Annotated in this window: 21 protein-coding genes; 14 read left to right on the forward strand and 7 right to left on the reverse strand. The window is 40.2% G+C overall.

Going from position 1 to position 20,056, the window contains the following annotated elements:
- Nucleotides 1–17: 17 nt before the first annotated feature.
- The gene (ampD, locus tag ACNSN2_RS12720) at nucleotides 18–563 is read right to left on the reverse strand and encodes a 1,6-anhydro-N-acetylmuramyl-L-alanine amidase AmpD (protein ID WP_418607608.1); all 546 of its coding nucleotides are present in this window, start codon (nucleotides 561–563) and stop codon (nucleotides 18–20) included.
- Nucleotides 564–933: 370 nt separating this feature from the next.
- Between ampD and nadC the strand changes: the two genes are divergently transcribed.
- The 7 genes from nadC to yacG all read left to right on the forward strand — a co-directional run bounded on the left by nadC (nucleotide 934) and on the right by yacG (nucleotide 7,998).
- Nucleotides 934–1,779 carry a carboxylating nicotinate-nucleotide diphosphorylase gene (nadC, locus tag ACNSN2_RS12725; RefSeq protein WP_418607610.1) on the forward strand — a complete coding sequence of 282 codons (846 nt, stop codon included), beginning with the start codon at nucleotides 934–936 and terminating at the stop codon, nucleotides 1,777–1,779.
- A gap of 508 nt (nucleotides 1,780–2,287) precedes the next feature.
- On the forward strand, nucleotides 2,288–2,737 hold the full coding sequence (locus ACNSN2_RS12730) for a pilin (RefSeq protein WP_010391865.1): 450 nt from the start codon (nucleotides 2,288–2,290) through the stop codon (nucleotides 2,735–2,737).
- 131 nt (nucleotides 2,738–2,868) lie between these two features.
- The gene (locus ACNSN2_RS12735) at nucleotides 2,869–4,098 is read left to right on the forward strand and encodes a type II secretion system F family protein (RefSeq protein ID WP_418607612.1); all 1,230 of its coding nucleotides are present in this window, start codon (nucleotides 2,869–2,871) and stop codon (nucleotides 4,096–4,098) included.
- A 249-nt stretch (nucleotides 4,099–4,347) separates the two neighbouring features.
- Nucleotides 4,348–5,259: a prepilin peptidase gene (locus tag ACNSN2_RS12740; RefSeq protein WP_418607614.1), complete on the forward strand. Its 912-nt coding sequence runs from the start codon at nucleotides 4,348–4,350 to the stop codon at nucleotides 5,257–5,259.
- A gap of 2 nt (nucleotides 5,260–5,261) precedes the next feature.
- On the forward strand, nucleotides 5,262–5,891 hold the full coding sequence (gene coaE, locus ACNSN2_RS12745; protein ID WP_418607615.1) for a dephospho-CoA kinase: 630 nt from the start codon (nucleotides 5,262–5,264) through the stop codon (nucleotides 5,889–5,891).
- Between the two features lie 134 nt (nucleotides 5,892–6,025).
- On the forward strand, nucleotides 6,026–7,702 hold the full coding sequence (gene pilB, locus ACNSN2_RS12750) for a type IV-A pilus assembly ATPase PilB (protein ID WP_418607617.1): 1,677 nt from the start codon (nucleotides 6,026–6,028) through the stop codon (nucleotides 7,700–7,702).
- A gap of 65 nt (nucleotides 7,703–7,767) precedes the next feature.
- On the forward strand, nucleotides 7,768–7,998 hold the full coding sequence (gene yacG / locus ACNSN2_RS12755) for a DNA gyrase inhibitor YacG (RefSeq protein WP_010391853.1): 231 nt from the start codon (nucleotides 7,768–7,770) through the stop codon (nucleotides 7,996–7,998).
- A gap of 59 nt (nucleotides 7,999–8,057) precedes the next feature.
- On the opposite strand, the gene ACNSN2_RS12760 is transcribed toward yacG, so the two are convergent.
- Nucleotides 8,058–8,546, reverse strand: a complete 489-nt coding sequence (locus tag ACNSN2_RS12760; RefSeq protein ID WP_418607619.1) for a Spy/CpxP family protein refolding chaperone — start codon at nucleotides 8,544–8,546, stop codon at nucleotides 8,058–8,060.
- 166 nt (nucleotides 8,547–8,712) lie between these two features.
- On the opposite strand from ACNSN2_RS12760, the gene ACNSN2_RS12765 reads away from it, so the two are divergent.
- The 3 genes from ACNSN2_RS12765 to ACNSN2_RS12775 are packed head-to-tail and all read left to right on the forward strand — an operon-like array spanning nucleotide 8,713 to nucleotide 11,746.
- Nucleotides 8,713–9,402 carry a response regulator gene (locus ACNSN2_RS12765; protein ID WP_075169871.1) on the forward strand — a complete coding sequence of 230 codons (690 nt, stop codon included), beginning with the start codon at nucleotides 8,713–8,715 and terminating at the stop codon, nucleotides 9,400–9,402.
- A complete protein-coding gene (locus ACNSN2_RS12770) occupies nucleotides 9,380–10,795 on the forward strand; it encodes an ATP-binding protein (protein ID WP_418607622.1) in 1,416 nt (471 codons plus the stop codon). Before ACNSN2_RS12765 ends, ACNSN2_RS12770 begins: the two co-directional genes overlap by 23 nt.
- Before the next feature lie 3 nt (nucleotides 10,796–10,798).
- The gene (locus ACNSN2_RS12775; RefSeq protein WP_418607624.1) at nucleotides 10,799–11,746 is read left to right on the forward strand and encodes an alpha/beta fold hydrolase; all 948 of its coding nucleotides are present in this window, start codon (nucleotides 10,799–10,801) and stop codon (nucleotides 11,744–11,746) included.
- On the opposite strand, the gene ACNSN2_RS12780 is transcribed toward ACNSN2_RS12775, so the two are convergent.
- On the reverse strand, nucleotides 11,719–12,588 hold the full coding sequence (locus tag ACNSN2_RS12780) for a cation diffusion facilitator family transporter (RefSeq protein ID WP_082360146.1): 870 nt from the start codon (nucleotides 12,586–12,588) through the stop codon (nucleotides 11,719–11,721). The two genes, ACNSN2_RS12775 and ACNSN2_RS12780, sit on opposite strands and share 28 nt — an antisense overlap.
- A gap of 156 nt (nucleotides 12,589–12,744) precedes the next feature.
- Here ACNSN2_RS12780 and trmL point away from each other — a divergent pair, with 156 nt between their 5' ends.
- On the forward strand, nucleotides 12,745–13,209 hold the full coding sequence (trmL, locus tag ACNSN2_RS12785; protein ID WP_010391841.1) for a tRNA (uridine(34)/cytosine(34)/5-carboxymethylaminomethyluridine(34)-2'-O)-methyltransferase TrmL: 465 nt from the start codon (nucleotides 12,745–12,747) through the stop codon (nucleotides 13,207–13,209).
- 104 nt (nucleotides 13,210–13,313) lie between these two features.
- Here trmL and gpsA read toward each other — a convergent pair whose 3' ends face one another.
- From gpsA to ACNSN2_RS12805, 4 genes are read right to left on the reverse strand one after another with little or no spacing between them, the layout of a single operon-like run.
- Nucleotides 13,314–14,321: an NAD(P)H-dependent glycerol-3-phosphate dehydrogenase gene (gene gpsA / locus ACNSN2_RS12790; RefSeq protein WP_055012423.1), complete on the reverse strand. Its 1,008-nt coding sequence runs from the start codon at nucleotides 14,319–14,321 to the stop codon at nucleotides 13,314–13,316.
- A 3-nt stretch (nucleotides 14,322–14,324) separates the two neighbouring features.
- Nucleotides 14,325–14,813, reverse strand: a complete 489-nt coding sequence (secB, locus tag ACNSN2_RS12795; protein WP_010391837.1) for a protein-export chaperone SecB — start codon at nucleotides 14,811–14,813, stop codon at nucleotides 14,325–14,327.
- A 38-nt stretch (nucleotides 14,814–14,851) separates the two neighbouring features.
- On the reverse strand, nucleotides 14,852–15,109 hold the full coding sequence (grxC, locus tag ACNSN2_RS12800; protein ID WP_010391834.1) for a glutaredoxin 3: 258 nt from the start codon (nucleotides 15,107–15,109) through the stop codon (nucleotides 14,852–14,854).
- Between the two features lie 32 nt (nucleotides 15,110–15,141).
- Complete coding sequence (locus ACNSN2_RS12805; protein ID WP_010391832.1) at nucleotides 15,142–15,573, reverse strand: rhodanese-like domain-containing protein; 432 nt, start codon at nucleotides 15,571–15,573, stop codon at nucleotides 15,142–15,144.
- Between the two features lie 447 nt (nucleotides 15,574–16,020).
- Between ACNSN2_RS12805 and gpmM the strand changes: the two genes are divergently transcribed.
- From gpmM to ACNSN2_RS12820, 3 genes are read left to right on the forward strand one after another with little or no spacing between them, the layout of a single operon-like run.
- Nucleotides 16,021–17,565 (forward strand): 2,3-bisphosphoglycerate-independent phosphoglycerate mutase, encoded by a 1,545-nt coding sequence (gene gpmM, locus ACNSN2_RS12810; RefSeq protein ID WP_418607627.1) that lies wholly within the window; start codon nucleotides 16,021–16,023, stop codon nucleotides 17,563–17,565.
- A 3-nt stretch (nucleotides 17,566–17,568) separates the two neighbouring features.
- Nucleotides 17,569–18,711: a murein hydrolase activator EnvC family protein gene (locus ACNSN2_RS12815; protein ID WP_010391825.1), complete on the forward strand. Its 1,143-nt coding sequence runs from the start codon at nucleotides 17,569–17,571 to the stop codon at nucleotides 18,709–18,711.
- Nucleotides 18,712–18,744: 33 nt separating this feature from the next.
- Nucleotides 18,745–20,010 (forward strand): S41 family peptidase, encoded by a 1,266-nt coding sequence (locus ACNSN2_RS12820; protein WP_418607629.1) that lies wholly within the window; start codon nucleotides 18,745–18,747, stop codon nucleotides 20,008–20,010.
- The last annotated feature ends 46 nt before the right edge of the window (nucleotides 20,011–20,056 follow it).

Here is a 20,056-nt window from a genome sequence, read left to right on the forward strand (position 1 = left end):
CTACTCGCTTTACTTAGTTATTCAATTAGGTTAAAAAATTTACGCCAGTTAAAACTCTCTCCAGGGTCGGTTTTTCGCCCAGGGGCAATATCGCAGTGCCCTACTATATTACTGGCTGTTATTTTTGGGTAGCGCTGCATTATAGCTTGCGCCAATGTGGCTAAACTTTGATATTGCGCATCGGTATAATTAGTTGTATCAGTGCCCTCAAGCTCTATACCTATACTAAAATCATTACAATTTTGTTGTCCAGCAAAGCAGGAACGCCCCGCATGCCATGCACGTTTTTCAAAAGGCACATACTGTATAATTTCACCACAGCGCTTAATAAAACAATGTGCAGACACTCTAAGCCCTGCTAAATCAGTAAAGCTAGGGTGTGCATTGCAATCAATATTCCCCATAAATAAGTCATCAACATAGGGAGTATTAAACTGCCCTGCAGGCAATGAAATATTATGAATAACCAACAGCGATATATCATTATACGCAGGGCGGTCATCAAAGTGACTACACGCACGCTGGGTAATATTATTTATAACGCCTAAAGAATCTATTTTCATACTATTTGATTTAAATTTATGTAGCCCGATGCCAATTGCTCTTTGAGTAAAATGATAGAAGTTGGGTTAAGGTTTAAACCCGTTGCCCGAAAACTTTAAAACACTATTACAAGTAAATTCAACACAGTGTTTACTCAAAATAGCAGCTTGAGATAGATTTATTATCTAGAGCTCAGGTTAATCAACCAAAATTGATGTATATCAAGATGCTAATAGATTTAACCCTATAAAGATAGCGTAATACCAAACGATAAAATATGATTAACGCGTTAATTAAGCGCTAGCTTTTTAGTTTAGTTGTTAGCGGCTTCTATTTAGTAATTAAACAGAGTAAAATTTAGTTAATTTATTATCTATTATGAGCTTTTTCATGTCTATTTCGCATACCCTAATTAGCCAACTTGTTACCTTAGCACTAGATGAAGACCTAAATTACCAAAGCGCAGAACAAGGCGATATTACCGCACAGCTTATTCCGCAAGCAGAGCAAGCCAATGCGAAAGTGATCACCCGTGAAGACTGCATTTTTTGTGGCAAAGACCTAATCATTGAAGTATTCAAACAAGTCGACCCAAGTGTGGTTGTCAATATATGCGTTAATGATGGCGACTTTGTTAGTGCCAATAGCACTTTATTTACTGCCTCTGGTTCTGCTCGCGCTATTTTAACTGCAGAGCGTACTGCACTTAATTTTGTACAAACGCTTTCAGGTACAGCCACCACCACAGCGCACTATGTAAAAGAGCTAAGTGGCACTAGCACGCAACTACTCGATACCCGTAAAACCATTCCGGGGCTAAGAGCATTGCAAAAATATGCAGTTAAGTGTGGCGGCGGTGCAAACCACCGAATTGGTTTGTTTGATGCGTTTTTAATTAAAGAAAACCACATAGCAGCCTGTGGAGGAATTAATAACGCAGTGGCTCAAGCTAAGCTAAATCATGCCGATAAACCTATAGAGGTTGAAGTTGAATCGTTTGATGAGCTAGAGCAAGCCATTAGCGCAGGTGCCAACATTATAATGTTAGATAATTTTAACCCAGAACAAATACGCCAAGCGGTTACCATTACAAATAAGCGCGCTAAACTTGAAGTGTCGGGTAATATGACCTTAGAAACGCTAAAAGCATACTCGCAAGCTGGGGTTGACTTTATTTCAAGCGGCGCACTTACAAAAAATTTACAATCAATCGATTTATCGATGCGATTTGAGTAAATAATGTAAAATTTATTTATATATTCCCGGGCTAATTGATTGACAGCCTTTAAAAAAGGGCATTAAATAATTCAAAAGGATTATTTATAACAAGTTATTAAATTAATGCGCTTTTTATCAGTTTTTTACATACAAAAGCGCAATAAACAGTGTTAGACTCATACCGAACAACTAGTTTTTAGCATTAACTTAGTTTAAAAGAATGAGAAAATACAAAAGCTTACAAATTTGAAATAAATGACAATGTTTATTTCATTATTAACTTGTAACTTACGGGGATTATAACTAACTTTTAGTAGTTAGGCTTATACTCAAATAAGGGACGAGTAACGAATAACCGTCACACAGTGCGTGTGTTTGCGGAGAATATTTTACCGTTTAAACACAACACTAAATTTGGCAAAATGATTTTATTTTTGTAGTAACAGGTTAAGTAAACACATAAGTTACAGTTTAAAAACTTATACCCGTTTGGCTTACCACAACATTATCCTTTAGGAGAGGAAACATGCAAACAATGACACAACAGAACCAAAAGGGTTTCACCCTAATTGAATTAATGATTGTAGTAGCAATCATCGGTATTTTAGCAGCAGTAGCACTGCCTGCTTATTCTAATTATCAAGCTTCATCTAAGCTAACTGCTGGTTTAGCTGAAATAACAGGCGCTAAAACTGAGTTTGAAATAATGAAGAATAATGGTGAAACTGTTTCTGCCATCGGTGATATCAAAGCTGTTACCAATACTGATACGCAAAATTGTGCAATTACAGCTACAGCAAATACCATTGTATGTACTGTTCAAAATGCACCTTCTCAAGTCAATGGCGCAACCTTAACTTGGACACGTAATGATACAACTGGAGCTTGGACGTGTGCTACAGCCGGCATTACTGGTGATGCTAGCCTAGCTCCAAAGAGCTGCCCTCAAGCTGCTGCTGCAACACCATCATCATAATTATAATTATAATTATAATTATAATTATGATCGGTATTTAACTTTTAATAAGCGCTCTGTAGGGCGCTTTTTTTATATAAATTTTTACTAATTGCGTAATTTAACCCCCGTTTAATTCAAGTGAGTTTCATATGGCAAATAAGCAAGAAAATAAAGGCCTAGATACCTTTCAATGGGTAGGTGTAAGCGCTCGCGGCAAGAAGCTTGAGGGTGAGCTTACTGGATCAAGCATTGCACTAGTCAAAGCGCAGTTACGCAAACAAGGCATTACTCCCTCAAAAGTTAAACGTAAAGCCAAGCCGCTGTTTGGTATAAAAAGCGTACAAAAAGTAACCCCGAAAGATATTGCCTTAGTTACTCGACAAATTGCCACTATGCTAATGGCGGGTGTACCACTAATTCAGTCCATTGAGATGATAGCTTCAGGCTCCACCAATAAAAGCGTGAGTAAGCTGATGAGTGCTATTGGCGATGAAGTCAAAGCAGGGTTGCCGCTTTCTAACGCACTTAGAAAATACCCTCGCTATTTTGATGATTTATATTGCGATTTAGTGGCCTCTGGTGAGCAATCTGGTGCACTGGATAAAATATTTGACCGCGTTGCGCTATATAAAGAAAAGTCAGAAGCACTAAAATCAAAAATTAAAAAAGCCATGTTTTATCCTATATCGGTTTTAGTGGTTGCAGGTATTGTAACTTCTATCTTGCTGATATTTGTAGTACCACAGTTTCAAGAAATATTTGCTGGTTTTGGCGCAGAGCTGCCCGCTTTTACTTTATTTGTTATCGCCATTTCTGAATTTATGCAAGAGTATTGGTGGATGATATTGATTGCCGTAATGGCATTTGGCTACATATATAAAGAAGCCGCACTCAGAAGTTTAGCGCTCAGAGATGCCACCGACCGCGCCATACTCAAGCTCCCTGTTATAGGTATGATTTTAAATAAAGCGGCCGTGGCACGTTATGCGCGTACTTTATCGACCACCTTTGCTGCGGGTGTACCGCTGGTAGATGCGCTTGATTCTGCAGCCGGTGCCTCAGGTAATGCGGTTTATCGTTATGCTATTTTAGAAATAAAAGCTGAGGTAAGCTCAGGTAATCAAATGAACTGGGCGATGCGTAATTCAAAAATATTCCCCGATATGGTGGTACAAATGGTCGCCATTGGTGAAGAGTCAGGATCGCTTGATGGCATGCTGGCTAAAGTGGCCACTATTTATGAGCAAGAGGTGGATGACGCCGTAGATGGCCTATCTAGCCTATTAGAGCCATTAATAATGGCGGTACTCGGCGTGCTAGTGGGTGGCTTAATTGTGGCCATGTACTTACCTATATTCCAACTAGGTTCAGTTATTTAGACAGGTTTTAGGCGCGGGGTTCGAGACCCCTGCTTGCCGCCCGTAACCTTAACTACCTCTAAAAGCGAAGCGTCTCTTAACCTCTATTGTGAATAATGACCTTGCGCGGCATAAAGCTCCGCCTACAGAACAATTAAAACGCGGTGGTTCCCCGCATCTCGTCGCCCGTCGCCCAAACCTCGAACCTAACTTTGCACTTATGTAAAACCACTGTATTATCAACACAGAATTTAGTTTTAGGTAAAATAAATGCAAAGTATTTTTATTGATATCAGCAACGCGATGCAAGCAAACCTATGGTTTTACTTGACCACGGTTGGCCTAGTAAGTTTATGTATAGGTAGCTTTTTAAATGTAGTGATATATCGCTTGCCACTAATGATGCAAAAAGAATGGCAAACTGAATGCCGCTTATTATTAGCCGATGAACTAACCAGCCCAAAGACTGAACAGATCACTTCACAAACTACTGACACGTTTAATTTAGTTAAGCCCAACTCATGTTGTCCTAAGTGCGAAGCAGCCATTAAACCATGGCAAAACATTCCTATATTTAGTTGGTTATTTTTAAAAGGTAAATGCGCAACCTGTGATAACCCAATCTCAGTGCGTTACCCAACCGTTGAAGCCATCACCGCTATTTTAAGTTTAGCGGTTGCCTACACCTTTGGCGTAACAGAGCAGGCTTTATTGTACATTGTAGTGACTTGGGCATTGGTAGCACTGACTTTTGTTGATATTGATCACATGCTACTGCCAGATCAGCTTACTTTGCCGCTTTTATGGCTGGCGTTAATCGCCTCAGTATTGGGTTATACTATAGCCCCTAGCGATGCGATTATTGGTGCAGCATGTGGTTACTTAAGCTTATGGAGCGTGTTTTGGCTGTTTAAGTTAATAACCGGCAAAGAAGGTATGGGTTATGGCGACTTTAAATTACTGGCGGTGTTTGGCGCACTGCTGGGTTGGCAATCGTTATTGACCGTTATTTTACTTTCAAGCGTAGTTGGCGCTGTTATTGGCATTGCCCTACTGAGTATTCAAGGTAAAGACAAAGCAACGCCTATTCCTTTTGGCCCTTACTTAGCAATAGCAGGTTGGATCACTATGCTATGGGGGACGCAACTGCAAAACAGCTATTTTAATTTTATTGGCTACTAACTATGAACAATACACAACATCATAAAAACAACTGGGTATTGGGACTAACCGGCGGAATTGGCTGCGGTAAAACCGCAGTTAGCGATATGTTGGCAGAGCTAGGCATTACTATTGTTGATGCTGATATTGTGGCTCGCCAAGTAGTTGAACCTGGCACTGATGGTTTAAAAGCTATTGTTGAGCATTTTGGCACTGACATACTCGATGAACATGGCGCATTAAACCGTGGCGAGCTAAGAGCCCGGATTTTTAGTAATCCGGAGCAAAAAACATGGCTCAATGCGCTGTTGCACCCTTTAATACGCACTAAACTGCTCACTGACTTAAAAAACGCGCAAAGCGACTATGTGGTTTTAGTTGCCCCGTTATTATTCGAAAATGGGCTTGATAGCTACTGTAATCGCACCTTGCTGATTGATGTACCAGTAGAAATACAAATTATCCGCACCACAAAACGTGACAATATAAGCTCTGAACAAGCAAAACAAATAATTGACGCACAAATGTCTCGTGAGCATAAACAACAAAAAGCGGATGATATTTTAAATAATAACCGCGATTTAAACGATGTAAAACAAGACTTACTTAAGCTACATAATTATTATTTACAGCAAGCAAAGTCTACAATATAGAGTGACTGACCCAATCACAGCGCAATAAACTGATATTTTTATCGGTAAATTATCTGCTGCATTGGTACGATTAATGTATTCCTTTCTTTTTTCTGATAAATTGCTGAGTAAAGAAGGATTAAATCAGGTGCGCAATGAATATTAACTCACCGTTACTAAGAAAATTTATTACCCTCGGCCGGGTTGATACCGATACCGTAAAAGCCAGGCAGCAAGACTTTGCGTCAACCGCAGAACTTATTTCTAAATGCGGAAAAATAGATAGCAACGATTTAGCTGAGCAATGTATTGATTTGTTTAGGGTGCCTTTTTTTGATTTAAAAGATTTTAATGTTGCACAAATTCCTACCGAGCTAGTTAAAGAAAAGCTGATCCGCAAGCATCATATTTTACCTTTGGTACAAAAAGGCAGGAAAGTATATATTGCCGCTTCAGATCCTACCGATTACGGCGCTTTTGAAAACTTTGAATTTAGCACCGGTTTATCGTGTGAAGTGGTAGTAGTTGACTACCTACAGCTTGACCATAAAATTGAGCAACTACTGGATGCTGCAGGTAGCTTAAATTTAAGTGAGGATGAATTTAAAGAGTTTGCTGAACTAGATTCTGAGCCACAAAAAGATCATACGCCAAAAGACGATGACAAAGACGACGCCCCTATTATTGTCTACATTAATAAAATTTTAATGGACGCAATAAAAAAAGGCGCTTCGGATCTTCACTTTGAACCTTATGAACATAAATATCGTATTCGCTTTCGCATCGACGGAATTTTGCATGAGGTAGCCAGCCCGCCAAATACCTTAGCCAGTAAGCTATCTGCTCGTATAAAAGTTATGTCACGCCTTGATATCGCTGAAAAACGTAAGCCACAAGATGGCCGTATAAAACTCAAAGTGACAGAACGTAAAAGTATTGATTTTCGTGTTAGTACTATGCCCACTTTGTGGGGCGAAAAAATTGTAATGCGTATCCTCGATTCATCAAGTGCCATGTTAGGTATTGATGTTTTAGGCTATGAACCTGAGCAGAAAGAGCTCTACCTCGATGCACTAAATCAACCTCAGGGGATGATTTTAGTTACTGGCCCAACTGGCTCGGGTAAAACCGTCTCCCTGTATACGGGCTTAAATATACTAAATCAGCCCGAGCGAAATATTAGTACCGCCGAAGATCCGGTAGAAATTAACCTCGAAGGGATTAACCAAGTACAAATAAACACTAAAGCCGACATGACATTTGCTAACGCTTTGCGGGCATTTTTACGCCAAGATCCCGATGTAGTAATGGTCGGTGAAATACGGGATTTAGAAACCGCTGAAATATCAATTAAAGCGGCGCAAACCGGTCACTTAGTGTTATCTACATTACATACTAACTCAGCACCAGAAACCATTACCCGTTTGTTAAATATGGGCGTACCCGCGTATAATGTGGCCAGTTCAATCAGCTTGATAATCGCCCAGCGTTTAGCCCGAAGGTTATGCTCTAAATGTAAAACGCCAGAGCAATTACCCCGTGAAGAACTTATGCGCCAAGGCTTTAGTGAACAGCAAATACAGGATATGGTTTTATATGCCCCTAAAGGCTGTGAAAACTGTACAGATGGCTTCAAAGGCCGTGTTGGTATTTACGAAGTTATGAAAGTTACTCCAGAAATTGCGCAAATTATTATGCGTGGGGGTAACTCACTAGAAATTGCCGAAGTATCACTTAAAGCAGGGTTTAATAACATACGCTTATCAGGTCTTCGAAAAGCAGCAGAGGGTGTTACCTCTCTGGCTGAGATAAACCGTGTTACTAGTTTTTAAATAAAATGCTTAGTTGCTTAACGATAAATTGAGCGGCTAAGCCTATATCAATTTGAGAGTAAATTATGCCAACTATGGTTAACTGCCCAACCTGCAAAATAAAAGTAGAATGGTCAGCACAAAGTCCGCACCGCCCTTTTTGTTCAAAGCGTTGCCAACTTATTGACTTAGGTGAGTGGTCGTTTGAAAATAATAAAATTTCAGCACCTATCACCTCTGCAGATGAATTCAATCAAGACATGATTGAAGACATTGAAGCAATGATGGCAAAAAATGAAGATGACTTTTTTAAATAATCGCTCGCACAATATTAAAAAGCCAGCATTTAGCTGGCTTTTTGCTTTGTGTTAAAACGCTATGTTTTATGTTTGCGATGCTTTTTGTTCATTCGCTGCTGTATTTTAGCTAACTTTTCTTTTTGCTCAGCGTTAAGCAATTGCATTACTTGATGCTGGGTTTTTAATTTAATTAACCCCAATTGCTGTTTCTTATCTTGGCGTGCGGTTAATAACTCTTTTGCTGCATTTTCATCAAAGTTTGGCGCTGACAATAACGCATCCATTTGCGCTTTATAGGCTTGGCGCTGTGCCTTACGTCCGTTTTTGTCTTGGCTTCTTAGCGCTTTAATTTGCGTTTTTTGCGCTGTAAAAATCGCTTTTAGTTGTGTTTGTTGATCTTGCGTAAGTGCCAGCTTATCTGCTGCTCGCTCAGAGAGTAAAAAGCGCGCTTGAGAGTGGCCTTGTTTATAGCCATCGCCTTTTGCGAATGCGCTGCCCGCACTGAGCGTTGCAGCTGTTAAGCCACATATAAGTACTAATTTTGATAGCGTGTTTACTTTAGTCATAATCATCACCTTTATATTGGGTTGGTTGTTGGCTGCTAACCAGTGTGTTCACTATAACTGGCTCAATGCAAAGTAACGCAAAGCAGTGTAAAGGTTATGTAAAGACTAACTATTGATACATTAAACGCGTAAAATAAAACCATAAACAGCGCGTAAGGCTTTATATATGAAACTATTAATGATTGATGATGATACCGGTTTATGCGAATTATTAAGCGAATACCTAAGTGCACAGGGCTTTAGCGTTCAAACCTCACATGATGGTCAACAAGGCTTAGAGCTTGCCTTGCAAAACGATTACGCGCTTATATTACTAGACGTTATGCTGCCCTCTATAGATGGCTTTGAAGTGCTGAAGCAACTCAGGCAAAGTAAATTAACACCAGTGATTATGTTGACCGCTAAAGGAGAAGACTTTGACCGTATTTTTGGTTTAGAGCTCGGCGCTGACGACTACATACCAAAGCCGTTTAATCACAGAGAACTCCTTGCCCGCGTAAAAGCAATTACTCGCCGCATTGAACATATAAATAGTGTAAGCAATAACACTAATAAAAAGCTCTCTTTAAATGGTATTACTATTAATTTTGCTGCGCGAGAGGCCAGTATTAATAACAGCCCCCTCACACTAACGGGCACCGAATACGAAATACTCGCTTTATTGATAAAACACGCGCCTGATGTAATTAGCAAAGAGCAAATAAGCGAAGATGTATTAGGCAGACGCTTAGCATCTTTCGACCGTTCTATAGATATGCATGTGAGTAATATTCGTAAAAAAATAGCCGAGCATATTGAGGGCGATAAAATTAAAACAATGAGGGGGACGGGTTATGTCTTCATCCAAGGAGAATAAACCTCTGCGTTTTAGTTGGCTTCGCCACCCACGGTATTATTTATTTTTTAAGGTCTTTACGTGGTTTTGGCTGACGATTATAGGCACTTTTACAGCGCTCTTTTTCTTAAGTAATATTTCACTAATAAACGCTATTAGCCATGATCCACTACAAGGGCCGATGCAAAAAAACCTAGAATATTTGGCACGAGGTATTGAGCGTAGCGCACATAAACACAAGCGCTCTATTAATGATATTATTACTCATCCGCGTTTAACTAAACGTAAGTTACTTTATTTAAATTCGCAAAATAGCGATGAAGTGTTGATCAGTAAAAATGTTGAGAACAATATTGATTTAAGCTTACTTAACTTTAGTAAGGGCATGTCGCCACAGGTTATTTTTACTGAATATTACCAAGCTTTTGGTCCTGTACGCATTCGGGTTCCTGAAGGGGAATTTGAGTTATATGAAATCGATATCAATCAGCAGCGACCACTCTTTATTCGCTTAAGATTATTACCCGTTTGGTTAAAAATTTCCATTGCAATTATCGCCTCACTTACATTAAGTTTCTTATTTAGTCGTAACTTAATTGCCCCTATAAATAGCTTAAAACAAGCAGCAATCAAGCTTTCAAACGGTGATTTAAGTGCGCGTGCGGCGATAAATAGTCAGCGAAAAGATGAACTTGGAGTTTTAGGACGCGACTTTAACCGTATGGCTGATCAACTTGAGCAGCTACTCAGCGCTCAAAAGCGTTTATTAGCCGATATATCCCATGAATTACGCTCTCCGCTAACCCGTTTAAAAATGGCTACGGGGTTGGCACAAATGCAGGCAAGTGAAGCAAGCCAATCGTATTTATTGCGTATTGAAAAAGAAGCTAATCAACTAGATAAAATGATAGCCGATGTATTGCAGGTATCGCGCTTAGAAGCTAATAGCCAACCTTTATCGCTGCAAACACAGTCGCTGCAAGTGATTGTTGACCATGTGATTAACGATGCTCAGTTTGAAGCAAAACAGCACAATAAAGCCCTAGTTGTACACGGTAATGTTGAAGTAAATATAGAGTGCGACGAAATGTTGATTGCCAGTGCCTTAGAGAACATTCTGCGCAACGCCATTAAATATGCACAACATACTATTAGTATCAGCTTAAAACACAGTGATACCATATACATACAAATATGTGATGATGGTCTAGGCGTACCTAAAGCGCAACTTGATAAGTTGTGTGAACCGTTTTTTAGGCAATCAGATGCCCGGGACCGTATCAGCGGGGGTACGGGGTTAGGGTTAGCCATTGCAAAAAATGCGGTAATAGCGCATGGCGGAAATTTAGTCTTATCGAATAAAGAACAAGGTGGCTTGTGTGCTAATATAACCTTGCCGTTAATCAAAGAGTAAAGCATGTTTTATAGTTCAGAAGCCCAGCTTGAGAATAATCAAGAGGCCATTAGTGTTTTTTATACTTCACATTTAACTAAAAGCTACTTAGATACACCTGCAGGAAAGTTATTTTACGCATACGCAATCCCTAACAATGCTACCACTGCAGTGGTGATAAGTACGGGGCGTGTTGAGGGCCTAGAAAAGTATAAAGAACTGATATGGGAGCTATACTGTAATAATTTTGCTGTGTTTATTATGGATCACCAAGGTCAGGGGCGCTCTTACAGACATCTTAAAAATAAGCATAAAGGCTTTGTAAAACATTATAATAACTACAGCAATGACCTTAATAACTTTGATCAGCAAATAGTTTCAAAGCATTGGCAAGGTAAAAAAGTCATGCTGGCTCATTCAATGGGTAGCGCGATAGCAGTTGATTATTTAGCTAATTTTGAAAACAGCTATAAAGGTGTGTTTTTGTCTGCGCCTATGTTTGATATTTTTACAAAAGACGTACCAAAAATACCAACGCAATTTATTGTTAACTTAGCCACTTGGCTTGGTTTACACTCTTGCTATGCATTTGGACAAGGCAACTACAACCCAATCCCATTTACAGAAAATGTACTTACTAGCAGCGAGGAGCGTTACACCTACTTTAGGCAAGCCTATCAATTAGAACCTAACATACAATTAGGTGGCGTTACGTTTGGCTGGCTCGCAGCTACGATATCATTCTTAAAGTCGATTGATAATCTAAACGTACCAATTCCATTGTTTATAGCAAGTGCAGCTAGCGATACAGTGGTTAATAACAAAGCGCAGTATAGTTTTGCAAAAAGGCATGCTCATGCAACAATCGAGAGTTTTGAAGATGCAAAACACGAGCTACTTTTTGAACGTGACGAAATTCGAAAGCCGCTATTAGCTAATTTTTATCAGTTTTGTGAGTCTGTTACTTCTTGAGCAGTTTTAGAATTCACTAAAACAGAAAGCGGATCGAGGTGGATGAGTATATCTACCTCAGATTCAAAACGAGCACTTATCATGGCTTCTACTTCATCTGCTACTTTATGAGCACGAATAAGTGGTAAATTGTCATCAAGCTCTAAATGCAGCTGAATAAACTTAACTTTACCGCCTTGTCGAGTGCGAATACCGTGCACCCCATAAACGTCATTATGGTTACGCGCTATTTCAAAAATGCTTTGCTTTTCTTCATCGGGCAGCTCTTTATCCATTAAGTGTGAGGCACTCTCTGTTGCTATATCCCAGCTGTTATAAAGTAAATACCCTGCCACACCTATCGCAAACAAAGGGTCAGCATACAGTACCCCATAATAGGCCAGCAAAATAGCAAGTAGCACCGCAGCGTTTAAAATTAAATCGCCTTTGTAGTGCACAGAATCGGCTTTTATAGCGATTGACTCTGTATGCTTCACGACTTTATTTTGCACAAATACAATCACTAATGTACACACTATGGCAAAAATACTGACCCAAACACCTAATAATGAATGTGTCAGCTCTACGGGGTTAATGAGTCGCTCAATACCGTGAAACGCCAATAAACAACCCGAGCCTGCAATAAAAGCTGCTTGTCCCAGCCCTGCAAGCGCCTCCGCTTTACCGTGACCAAATCGGTGGTCATCGTCAGCAGGACGCAGTGCATACGATAAAACCAAAAAGCTCATTAGTGTCGCTGTGATATCCATTAATGAGTCGGTTAATGAGCCAAGCATTGACGCCGAACCCGACGCCAGCCACGCCCATGCTTTGGTCGCAATCATTAGGCTCACCATGACCATGGTCACGATGCTAGAGGCCTTGACCCAAAATTCATAACTGCGATTATGCACGTATCTTTCCGTTTTATGCTGTATTTAATGTTTTCAGTATATCATTTTTTATTCATTGTTCGTGTATACTGAGCCCGTCAAATTAAAGATTTTATAGGGCTTATTGTGCTGGATATTGTTTTATACCAACCTGAAATTCCGCCTAACACCGGGAATATCATTCGTTTATGTGCCAATACAGGCTATGCACTGCATTTAATTGAACCGTTAGGGTTTGAGTGGGATGACAAACGTGTAAAACGCGCTGGCCTTGATTATCACGAATTTAGTCATGTGCAACGTCATGCTTCATTTGAAGCTTACTTAGAAAAGTGCCAGCCTAAAAAAGTGTATGCGTGCACCACTAAAGGTAGTCAGTTTCATCACCAAGCACAGTATGAAGCGGGTGATTGCTTAGTATTCGGCCCAGAAACACGAGGCTTACCTGATGACATGATTCAAGCACTGCCAAACGAGCAACGCGTGCGTATTCCTATGCAAGCCGATAGCCGCAGTATGAATCTATCTAATGCGGTCGCTGTGTTTGTGTATGAATCTTGGCGCCAGCTTGGTTTTCCAAACGCCCAATAAGGTTTTAGGTTTTAGGTTTTAGGTTTTAGGTTTTAGGTTTTAGGTTTTAGGTTTTAGGTTTTAGGTAAACAAAATACCTGTCACCTAAAACCTAGCAGTTCGTTTTATTCTGATTTCTGTTCACGACCTAATAAGGCCATAGCAGCTGCTTTCATGTCTTTATTTTCATAAAGTACTTTGTATATTTGCTCAGTGATTGGCATTTCAACACCAGCACGCTGCGCGAGTAAATACACTTCTTTGGTATTTCTAAATCCCTCAACTACTTGGCCGATTGATGCAATCGCATCATCAACACTTTCACCTTGACCTAAGGCTAAACCAAAACGGCGATTGCGCGACTGATTATCGGTACAGGTTAGAATTAAATCGCCTAACCCAGCCATCCCCATAAAGGTCTCTGGCTTTGCACCTAGGGCACAACCCAAACGCGATAACTCTGCTAAACCACGGGTAATAAGCGCGGTACGTGCATTTGCACCAAAGCCAACACCATCAGAGATCCCTGCACCAATAGCAATTACGTTTTTAACCGCACCACCAAGCTGTATGCCAATAAAGTCGTCATTGTTGTACACTCTAAACGAGCGACCGCAATGTAATAAATCGGCAATTTGTTTCGCAAATGCTGATGACGTTGATGACACCGAAATAGCGGTTGGTGAGCCCTTAGCCATTTCTTTGGCAAAAGTTGGCCCCGAAAGCACTGCTAATGGTACTTCTTCACCGAGTTCTTGCACTGCCACTTCTTGCAATAAACGCCCAGTATCTGGCTCAAGCCCTTTAGTAGCCCACGCTATTTTTGCATCAGAGCGCAAAGCCGGTTTAATTTGCTTTAACGTGTCAGCAAACGCATGACTTGGCACAACAACTAAAACAATATCGCTAGCTGCTGTTGCATGCTGTAAATCGGCTTCAAGAGTTAAGGTGTCAGGAAAAGGAATATCAGGTAAGTAACGTTGATTTTTTCGCTCAGCTGCAAGCGTCGCAACGTCTTGGCTATTGCGCCCCCATAAAGTCACTTTGTGACCATTTCGGGCTAAACAAATAGCAAGGGCGGTGCCATATGACCCCGCCCCTAAAACAGTAACAGCTGATGTTGCTGTATTCATAAATTATGCGTCTGCTGAAGCCTGCTCAGCTTGCGCTGTGCGTTGCTGCATGTACTGTGCAAATAATGCGTCAAAGTTAACTGGCGCAAGATTAAGTTGTGGAAACGTACCACGGTTTACTAAGTTCGATACCGCTTCACGTGCATATGGGAATAACACGTTAGGACAGAATGCACCTAGCATATGTGCTAATTGCATCTCTTCAACTTCAGCAATAGTAAAAATACCTGCTTGTTGAATTTCACACAAAAACGCAGTTTCTTCACCAATAGATGCTGTTACAGTTAACGCTAAAACAACTTCGTATACACCTTCATCAAGCTTATTAGAGCGTGTATCTAAATCTAATTTTACTTCTGGAGCCCACTCTTTTTGAAAAATAGCTGGTGAATTTGGCGTTTCAAACGACACATCTTTAGTGTAAATACGTTGAATAGTAAACTGTGCGCCTGCATCAGCTTCTGCTGCTGCATTTTGATTTTGTTCGTTCATTGTTATTCCTAACCTGTTATTTATTATAATTAATTAAATTAAGCACTCAGCTTAGCGTCAAGGTGACCTTGTGCTTCTAGTGCCATCATGTCGTCACAGCCACCGATGTGTTCATCGTTGATAAAAATTTGTGGAACCGTGCTTGCGCCACCGGCTTTGGCGATCATTTCATCGCGAAGCTCTGGCTGAACGCCAATATCAATGTTTGTGTATTCTACACCTTTGCTGTCTAACAGCGCTAATGCGCGATGACAAAAAGGACAATATCCTTTGGTGTATAAAACAACGTTACTCATAATTAATCCTTAATCGGTTTAGCTAAGAGATATTAGCGACCGCTTGTTGTTGGCAGACTTGCTGATTGCCACGCACCCATACCGCCAGATAAAACATAAACCTGTTCATAGCCTGCTTTATGCATTGCGGTTGCAACACCTGAGGCAGTCATGCCTGCAGCACATACCACTATAATGGGTTTGCTCTTATACTTTTCAAGGGTTGAGAAATCAGATTCTTTAGCTTTTTCTGGGTTTAAGTGCACAGCACCGGCAATATGACCTGTTTTAAACTCTTTTTGCCCGCGCATATCAACAACCTGACCGTCTTCGCGGTTAATAAGTAACGTTAACTGCTGAGGATTGATCTGACGAATTGCTGAAAATTTACTTTTTATTGCGCCACTAACAATAAGAAACGCAATCGCAACCCAAGCTAGGCTTAGAATTGGATGATTTGAGACAAATTCAATATATTGATCCATTCGACTTCCACTATAAAGTTACATGCTAAAACAAAGTGTTTTAGATATTTAATTCATATTTATTGTACTTACACAATGAGCAGTCACTCATCAATAAGTCAATTTAGAGCACTGCTAGGCTACTCTGAGTTTTACCTACACATAGGCTTAACTTACCCCACAAGCCTATTCAATACTTGAATAAAATAGGGATTAGCCGCGCAAGTATACCCAAATCAGCTAAAAATGCGAGTTTAAGCACGCGTGAAAGCCACAATGTAGTGCTCTTTTAACTGAAAAATAACCTAACCCTTTAAAATATTCAATTGAGAGAGTGAGCTCATTGAAAATTTTTAATATCTTCTTTTCATTGCTGATCCTAGCTATAAAACACGGTATGCTTAAGCTTGGCATGTTGGCATTAATGTTAGCGTGTATTTTAGCAACGCTAATTATTCAGGAGTGACTATGACAGAGCATAAAAAACCACTGGTATTAATGATTTTAGATGGCTGGGGATACAGAGAAGATGAGCAAAGCAATGCCATTTTAGCTGCTAATACCCCTGTATTAGATGAGCTTTGGGCAACTCGCCCTCATACATTAATCTCAGCATCGGGTTTAGATGTGGGTCTTCCTGGTGGTCAAATGGGTAATTCTGAGGTTGGCCACGTTAATTTAGGTGCTGGTCGTATTGTGTATCAAGATTTTACTCGCATCACAAAAGCCATTGATGATGGCGAATTTGATACAACCCCTGCACTGGTTGAAAACATTGATAAAGCTGTTCATGCCAACAAAGCCGTTCATATTATGGGACTGCTAAGCCCTGGTGGCGTTCATAGTCACGAAGATCATATTGTGGCGAGTATACAATTGGCTGCAAAACGCGGCGCTAAAGAGGTGTACTTTCATGCCTTTTTAGATGGCAGAGATACTCCCCCACGCAGTGCTAAAGCATCAATTGAGCGTATTGAAGCCTTGTTTAGCGAACTTAAATGTGGCCGTTTAGCCTCATTAATTGGTCGTTACTATGCCATGGACAGAGACAACCGCTGGAACCGTGTTGAAAAAGCGTATAATTTAATCACCCTAGGTGAAGGCGACTTTGATTATGAAGATGGCGTAAACGCACTTAACGCGGCTTATGAGCGCGATGAAAATGACGAATTTGTAGCAGCAAGTACTATTACCCCAAAAGGTAGCGAATCAGTAAAAGTAAATGATGGCGACACCATTATATTTGCCAACTTTAGAGCTGACCGCGCACGCGAAATCACTCGCGCCTTTGTCGAACCTGATTTTGACGGCTTTAATAAGAAAAAATCGCCCGAGCTTAGTGCCTTTGTGATGATGACTGAATACGCTGCTGATATTGATGCACCAGTAGCTTTTGGCCCGACGCCGCTTAATAACGTACTTGGCGAATGGTTTGAGAAACAAGGTAAAACTCAGCTACGTATATCAGAAACTGAAAAATATGCCCACGTTACCTTTTTCTTTAGTGGCGGACGCGAAAATGAGTTTGACGGCGAAACTCGCGAGCTTATCCCATCTCCTCAAGTAGCAACGTATGATTTACAGCCAGAAATGAACTCAAAAATGCTTACCGATAAACTCGTTGCAGCAATAAAAAGTGGAAAGTATGATGCCATTATTTGTAACTACCCTAATGGCGATATGGTCGGCCACTCAGGTGTATTTGAAGCGGCAGTTAAAGCCTGTGAAGCAGTAGATAGCTGCATTGGTCGTGTAGTTGATGCCCTTAAAGAATATGGTGGAGAAGCACTAATAACTGCTGATCATGGTAATGCAGAGCAAATGGCAAACCTTAAAACAGGCCAAGCGCACACAGCACATACTAGCGAGCCAGTACCCTTTATTTATGTAGGTCGTGACGCACAAGCGCATACCGGTAAAGCCTTGAGCGATGTTGCACCTACTATGCTGCATTTAATGGGTTTGGAACAACCTGCAGAAATGACAGGTTCGCCAATTATGGTGTTGAAATAATTTATGAATAAAAGCGCATGCCGCATCATTGCGTGTATATGTGTACTAAACTCATTAGCCACTGGCGTTGCAGTGGCTAATGAAGATCGTACCAAAAAAGACCTATCCCAAGTACAAGTTGCTTTAGAGCAAAGCCAAGCTGAGTTTCAACAACAGCAAAAAGAAATAGCTAAACAGCAGCAAAAACTAAAAACACATGAGCTCGCTATAGCGAAAAACGCTAAAGCACTTAATATGGCTGAGCAATCCGTTAAAAAAACACAACAACAGCAAGCAGAGCAACAACAACGCGCGGCAAAGCTTGAAAAACAACAAGCCCAATTTCAACGTATTTTAGCAGCACAGTTAAAAAGTGCTTATATGGCAGGTAGCGATGACTATTCAAAAATGCTACTTAACCAAGAAGATACCGCCAAATTTGAACGCACACTTAGCTACTATAACTACCTGAATAAAGCTCGTATAAAGCAACTTGATGATCTTAAAGCACTGCAAGTTGAGATTGCAAAAAATCAAGCTGAGCTTGCGAAAACAAAAGAGAGGCTCGTTGCTTTATTTGAAGAACAAAAAAGACGACAAGCAGCACTTCTTGGGGCTAAAAATGAGCGCCAAGCAAGCTTACAAAACCTAAAAAAGCAGTTAAATAAAACCAAAAATTCCATTAGCTATTTAGAAGAAAACGAACAAACTCTGATCGCCACTATCAAAGAACTTGAAGAAGAAGAAAAAGTTACAAAAATTGAACTACTTGGCTTAAATCGTAATAAAGGAAAATTAAACTGGCCGAGCAAAGGAAAATTAGCGCATAGGTTTGGTCAACGTAAGCACGGCGGAATAAACTGGAAAGGTGTATTAATTTCTGCATCTGAAGGGACTTCAGTTAATAGCATTGATAATGGCCAAGTAGTATTTGCCGACTGGTTAAAAGGCTATGGCTGGGTAATCGTACTTGACCATGGTCAAGGTTTTATGAGCTTATACGGACACGCACAAACCTTGCTAAAAGACGTGGGTGATATGGTCAGAGAAGGTGAAAGTGTTGCATTAGTTGGGCAAAGCGGTGGACAAGCCGATTCTGGTCTATACTTTGAAATACGTCATAAAGGGCGTGCTGTTAATCCCATAAAATGGTGCAGGCGTATTTAATATCAAAATAGCTGCATCCTGTTAGAGGCAGTTATGATAAACACACACATTTGCCAACAAAAAACCTCTGTGAAAAAGCGTGCACCCTGCTTTTGTTTTATCTTATTTGTTTTATTAGTGCTTTTTGGCTTTATAAATACAGCCTATGCAAGCTCGGTTAAAGACTTAGAAAGCCAAAAAATAAATGAAATACTGTTTAATATTCACACCTACTACGTTGATGATTTAGCACTGCAAAACAGTGAGTATATTGAATACAACTCGTCTCAATTTGAACGCTTATACTCTAAGCTCGACGCCTACTCTAAGTATTTAGATAAAAATGAGCTAAATGCATTATTTAATAACACGAATGGTCGCTATACCGGCCTAGGTATAGAAGTAAAAAGCATCGAGCAACGCACCACGATTGTTAAAGTAATTAATAATTCACCAGCCAAACAAGCAGGACTTCGCTCAGGCGATATAATTACTGCCGTTAATCAGCACTATGTAGAAAACAGTCCGATTGATTTAGTTGCACAATACATCAAAGACAGCGCTAACGGTAAAGTACAGCTAAGTATTACCCGTAATAACACTCAAACACCGCTAATATTTAATCTAAGTAGAAAACAAATTAAGCTAACGAGTGTAACTAAGCAACTACTTGACTCAGGTAGCGGTTATATCGCTATTAATAACTTTTCTAATCACACTTTGCATGAAGTTGCCTTGCAAATAGCCGCCATGCAAAACCATTATGGCCATTCATTAAAAGGCCTAATTATTGATTTACGAGATAACCCAGGAGGCACTTTAAAGAGTGCAGTTGCGGTAGCAGACCTGTTTCTCCAAGATGGCTTAATTGTAACGACCAAAGGGCGCTTTTATGATTCGAATCAATCTTTTTACGCTAAACGCGGCGATATTTTGAAAGGTGCTCCGATTGTTGTCCTGATTAATGAAAATTCAGCCTCAGCAGCAGAAATACTGGCTGCAGCGTTAAAAGAAAATCTACGTGCAAAAATAGTAGGGAGTCAGTCGTTTGGTAAAGGAACAGTGCAATCACTTATTCCATTAGGCGACGGCGATACCGCCTTAAAACTAACCACCGCACGTTACTTTACACCACTGGGAGAGTCTATTGAAGGGATTGGCGTAACTCCAAATGTGGCGATTAATCAAACAACACTTCCACAAACAAATAAAGCCGTTATAATAAAAAATGAACAATCAGAACAAAACACCGTTTTTAACGCTGAAGAATTAGCCGATATCCAGTTAGTAAAAGCAAAACAGCTACTTAGCATGCAATAAAAACGGTAAACTATTTAAAGACAATAAAAATTATAAAACGTGAAAA

It is taken from the genome of Pseudoalteromonas sp. US3C1013 (assembly GCF_048401115.1).
Classification (GTDB): Bacteria; Pseudomonadota; Gammaproteobacteria; order Enterobacterales; family Alteromonadaceae; genus Pseudoalteromonas; species Pseudoalteromonas undina.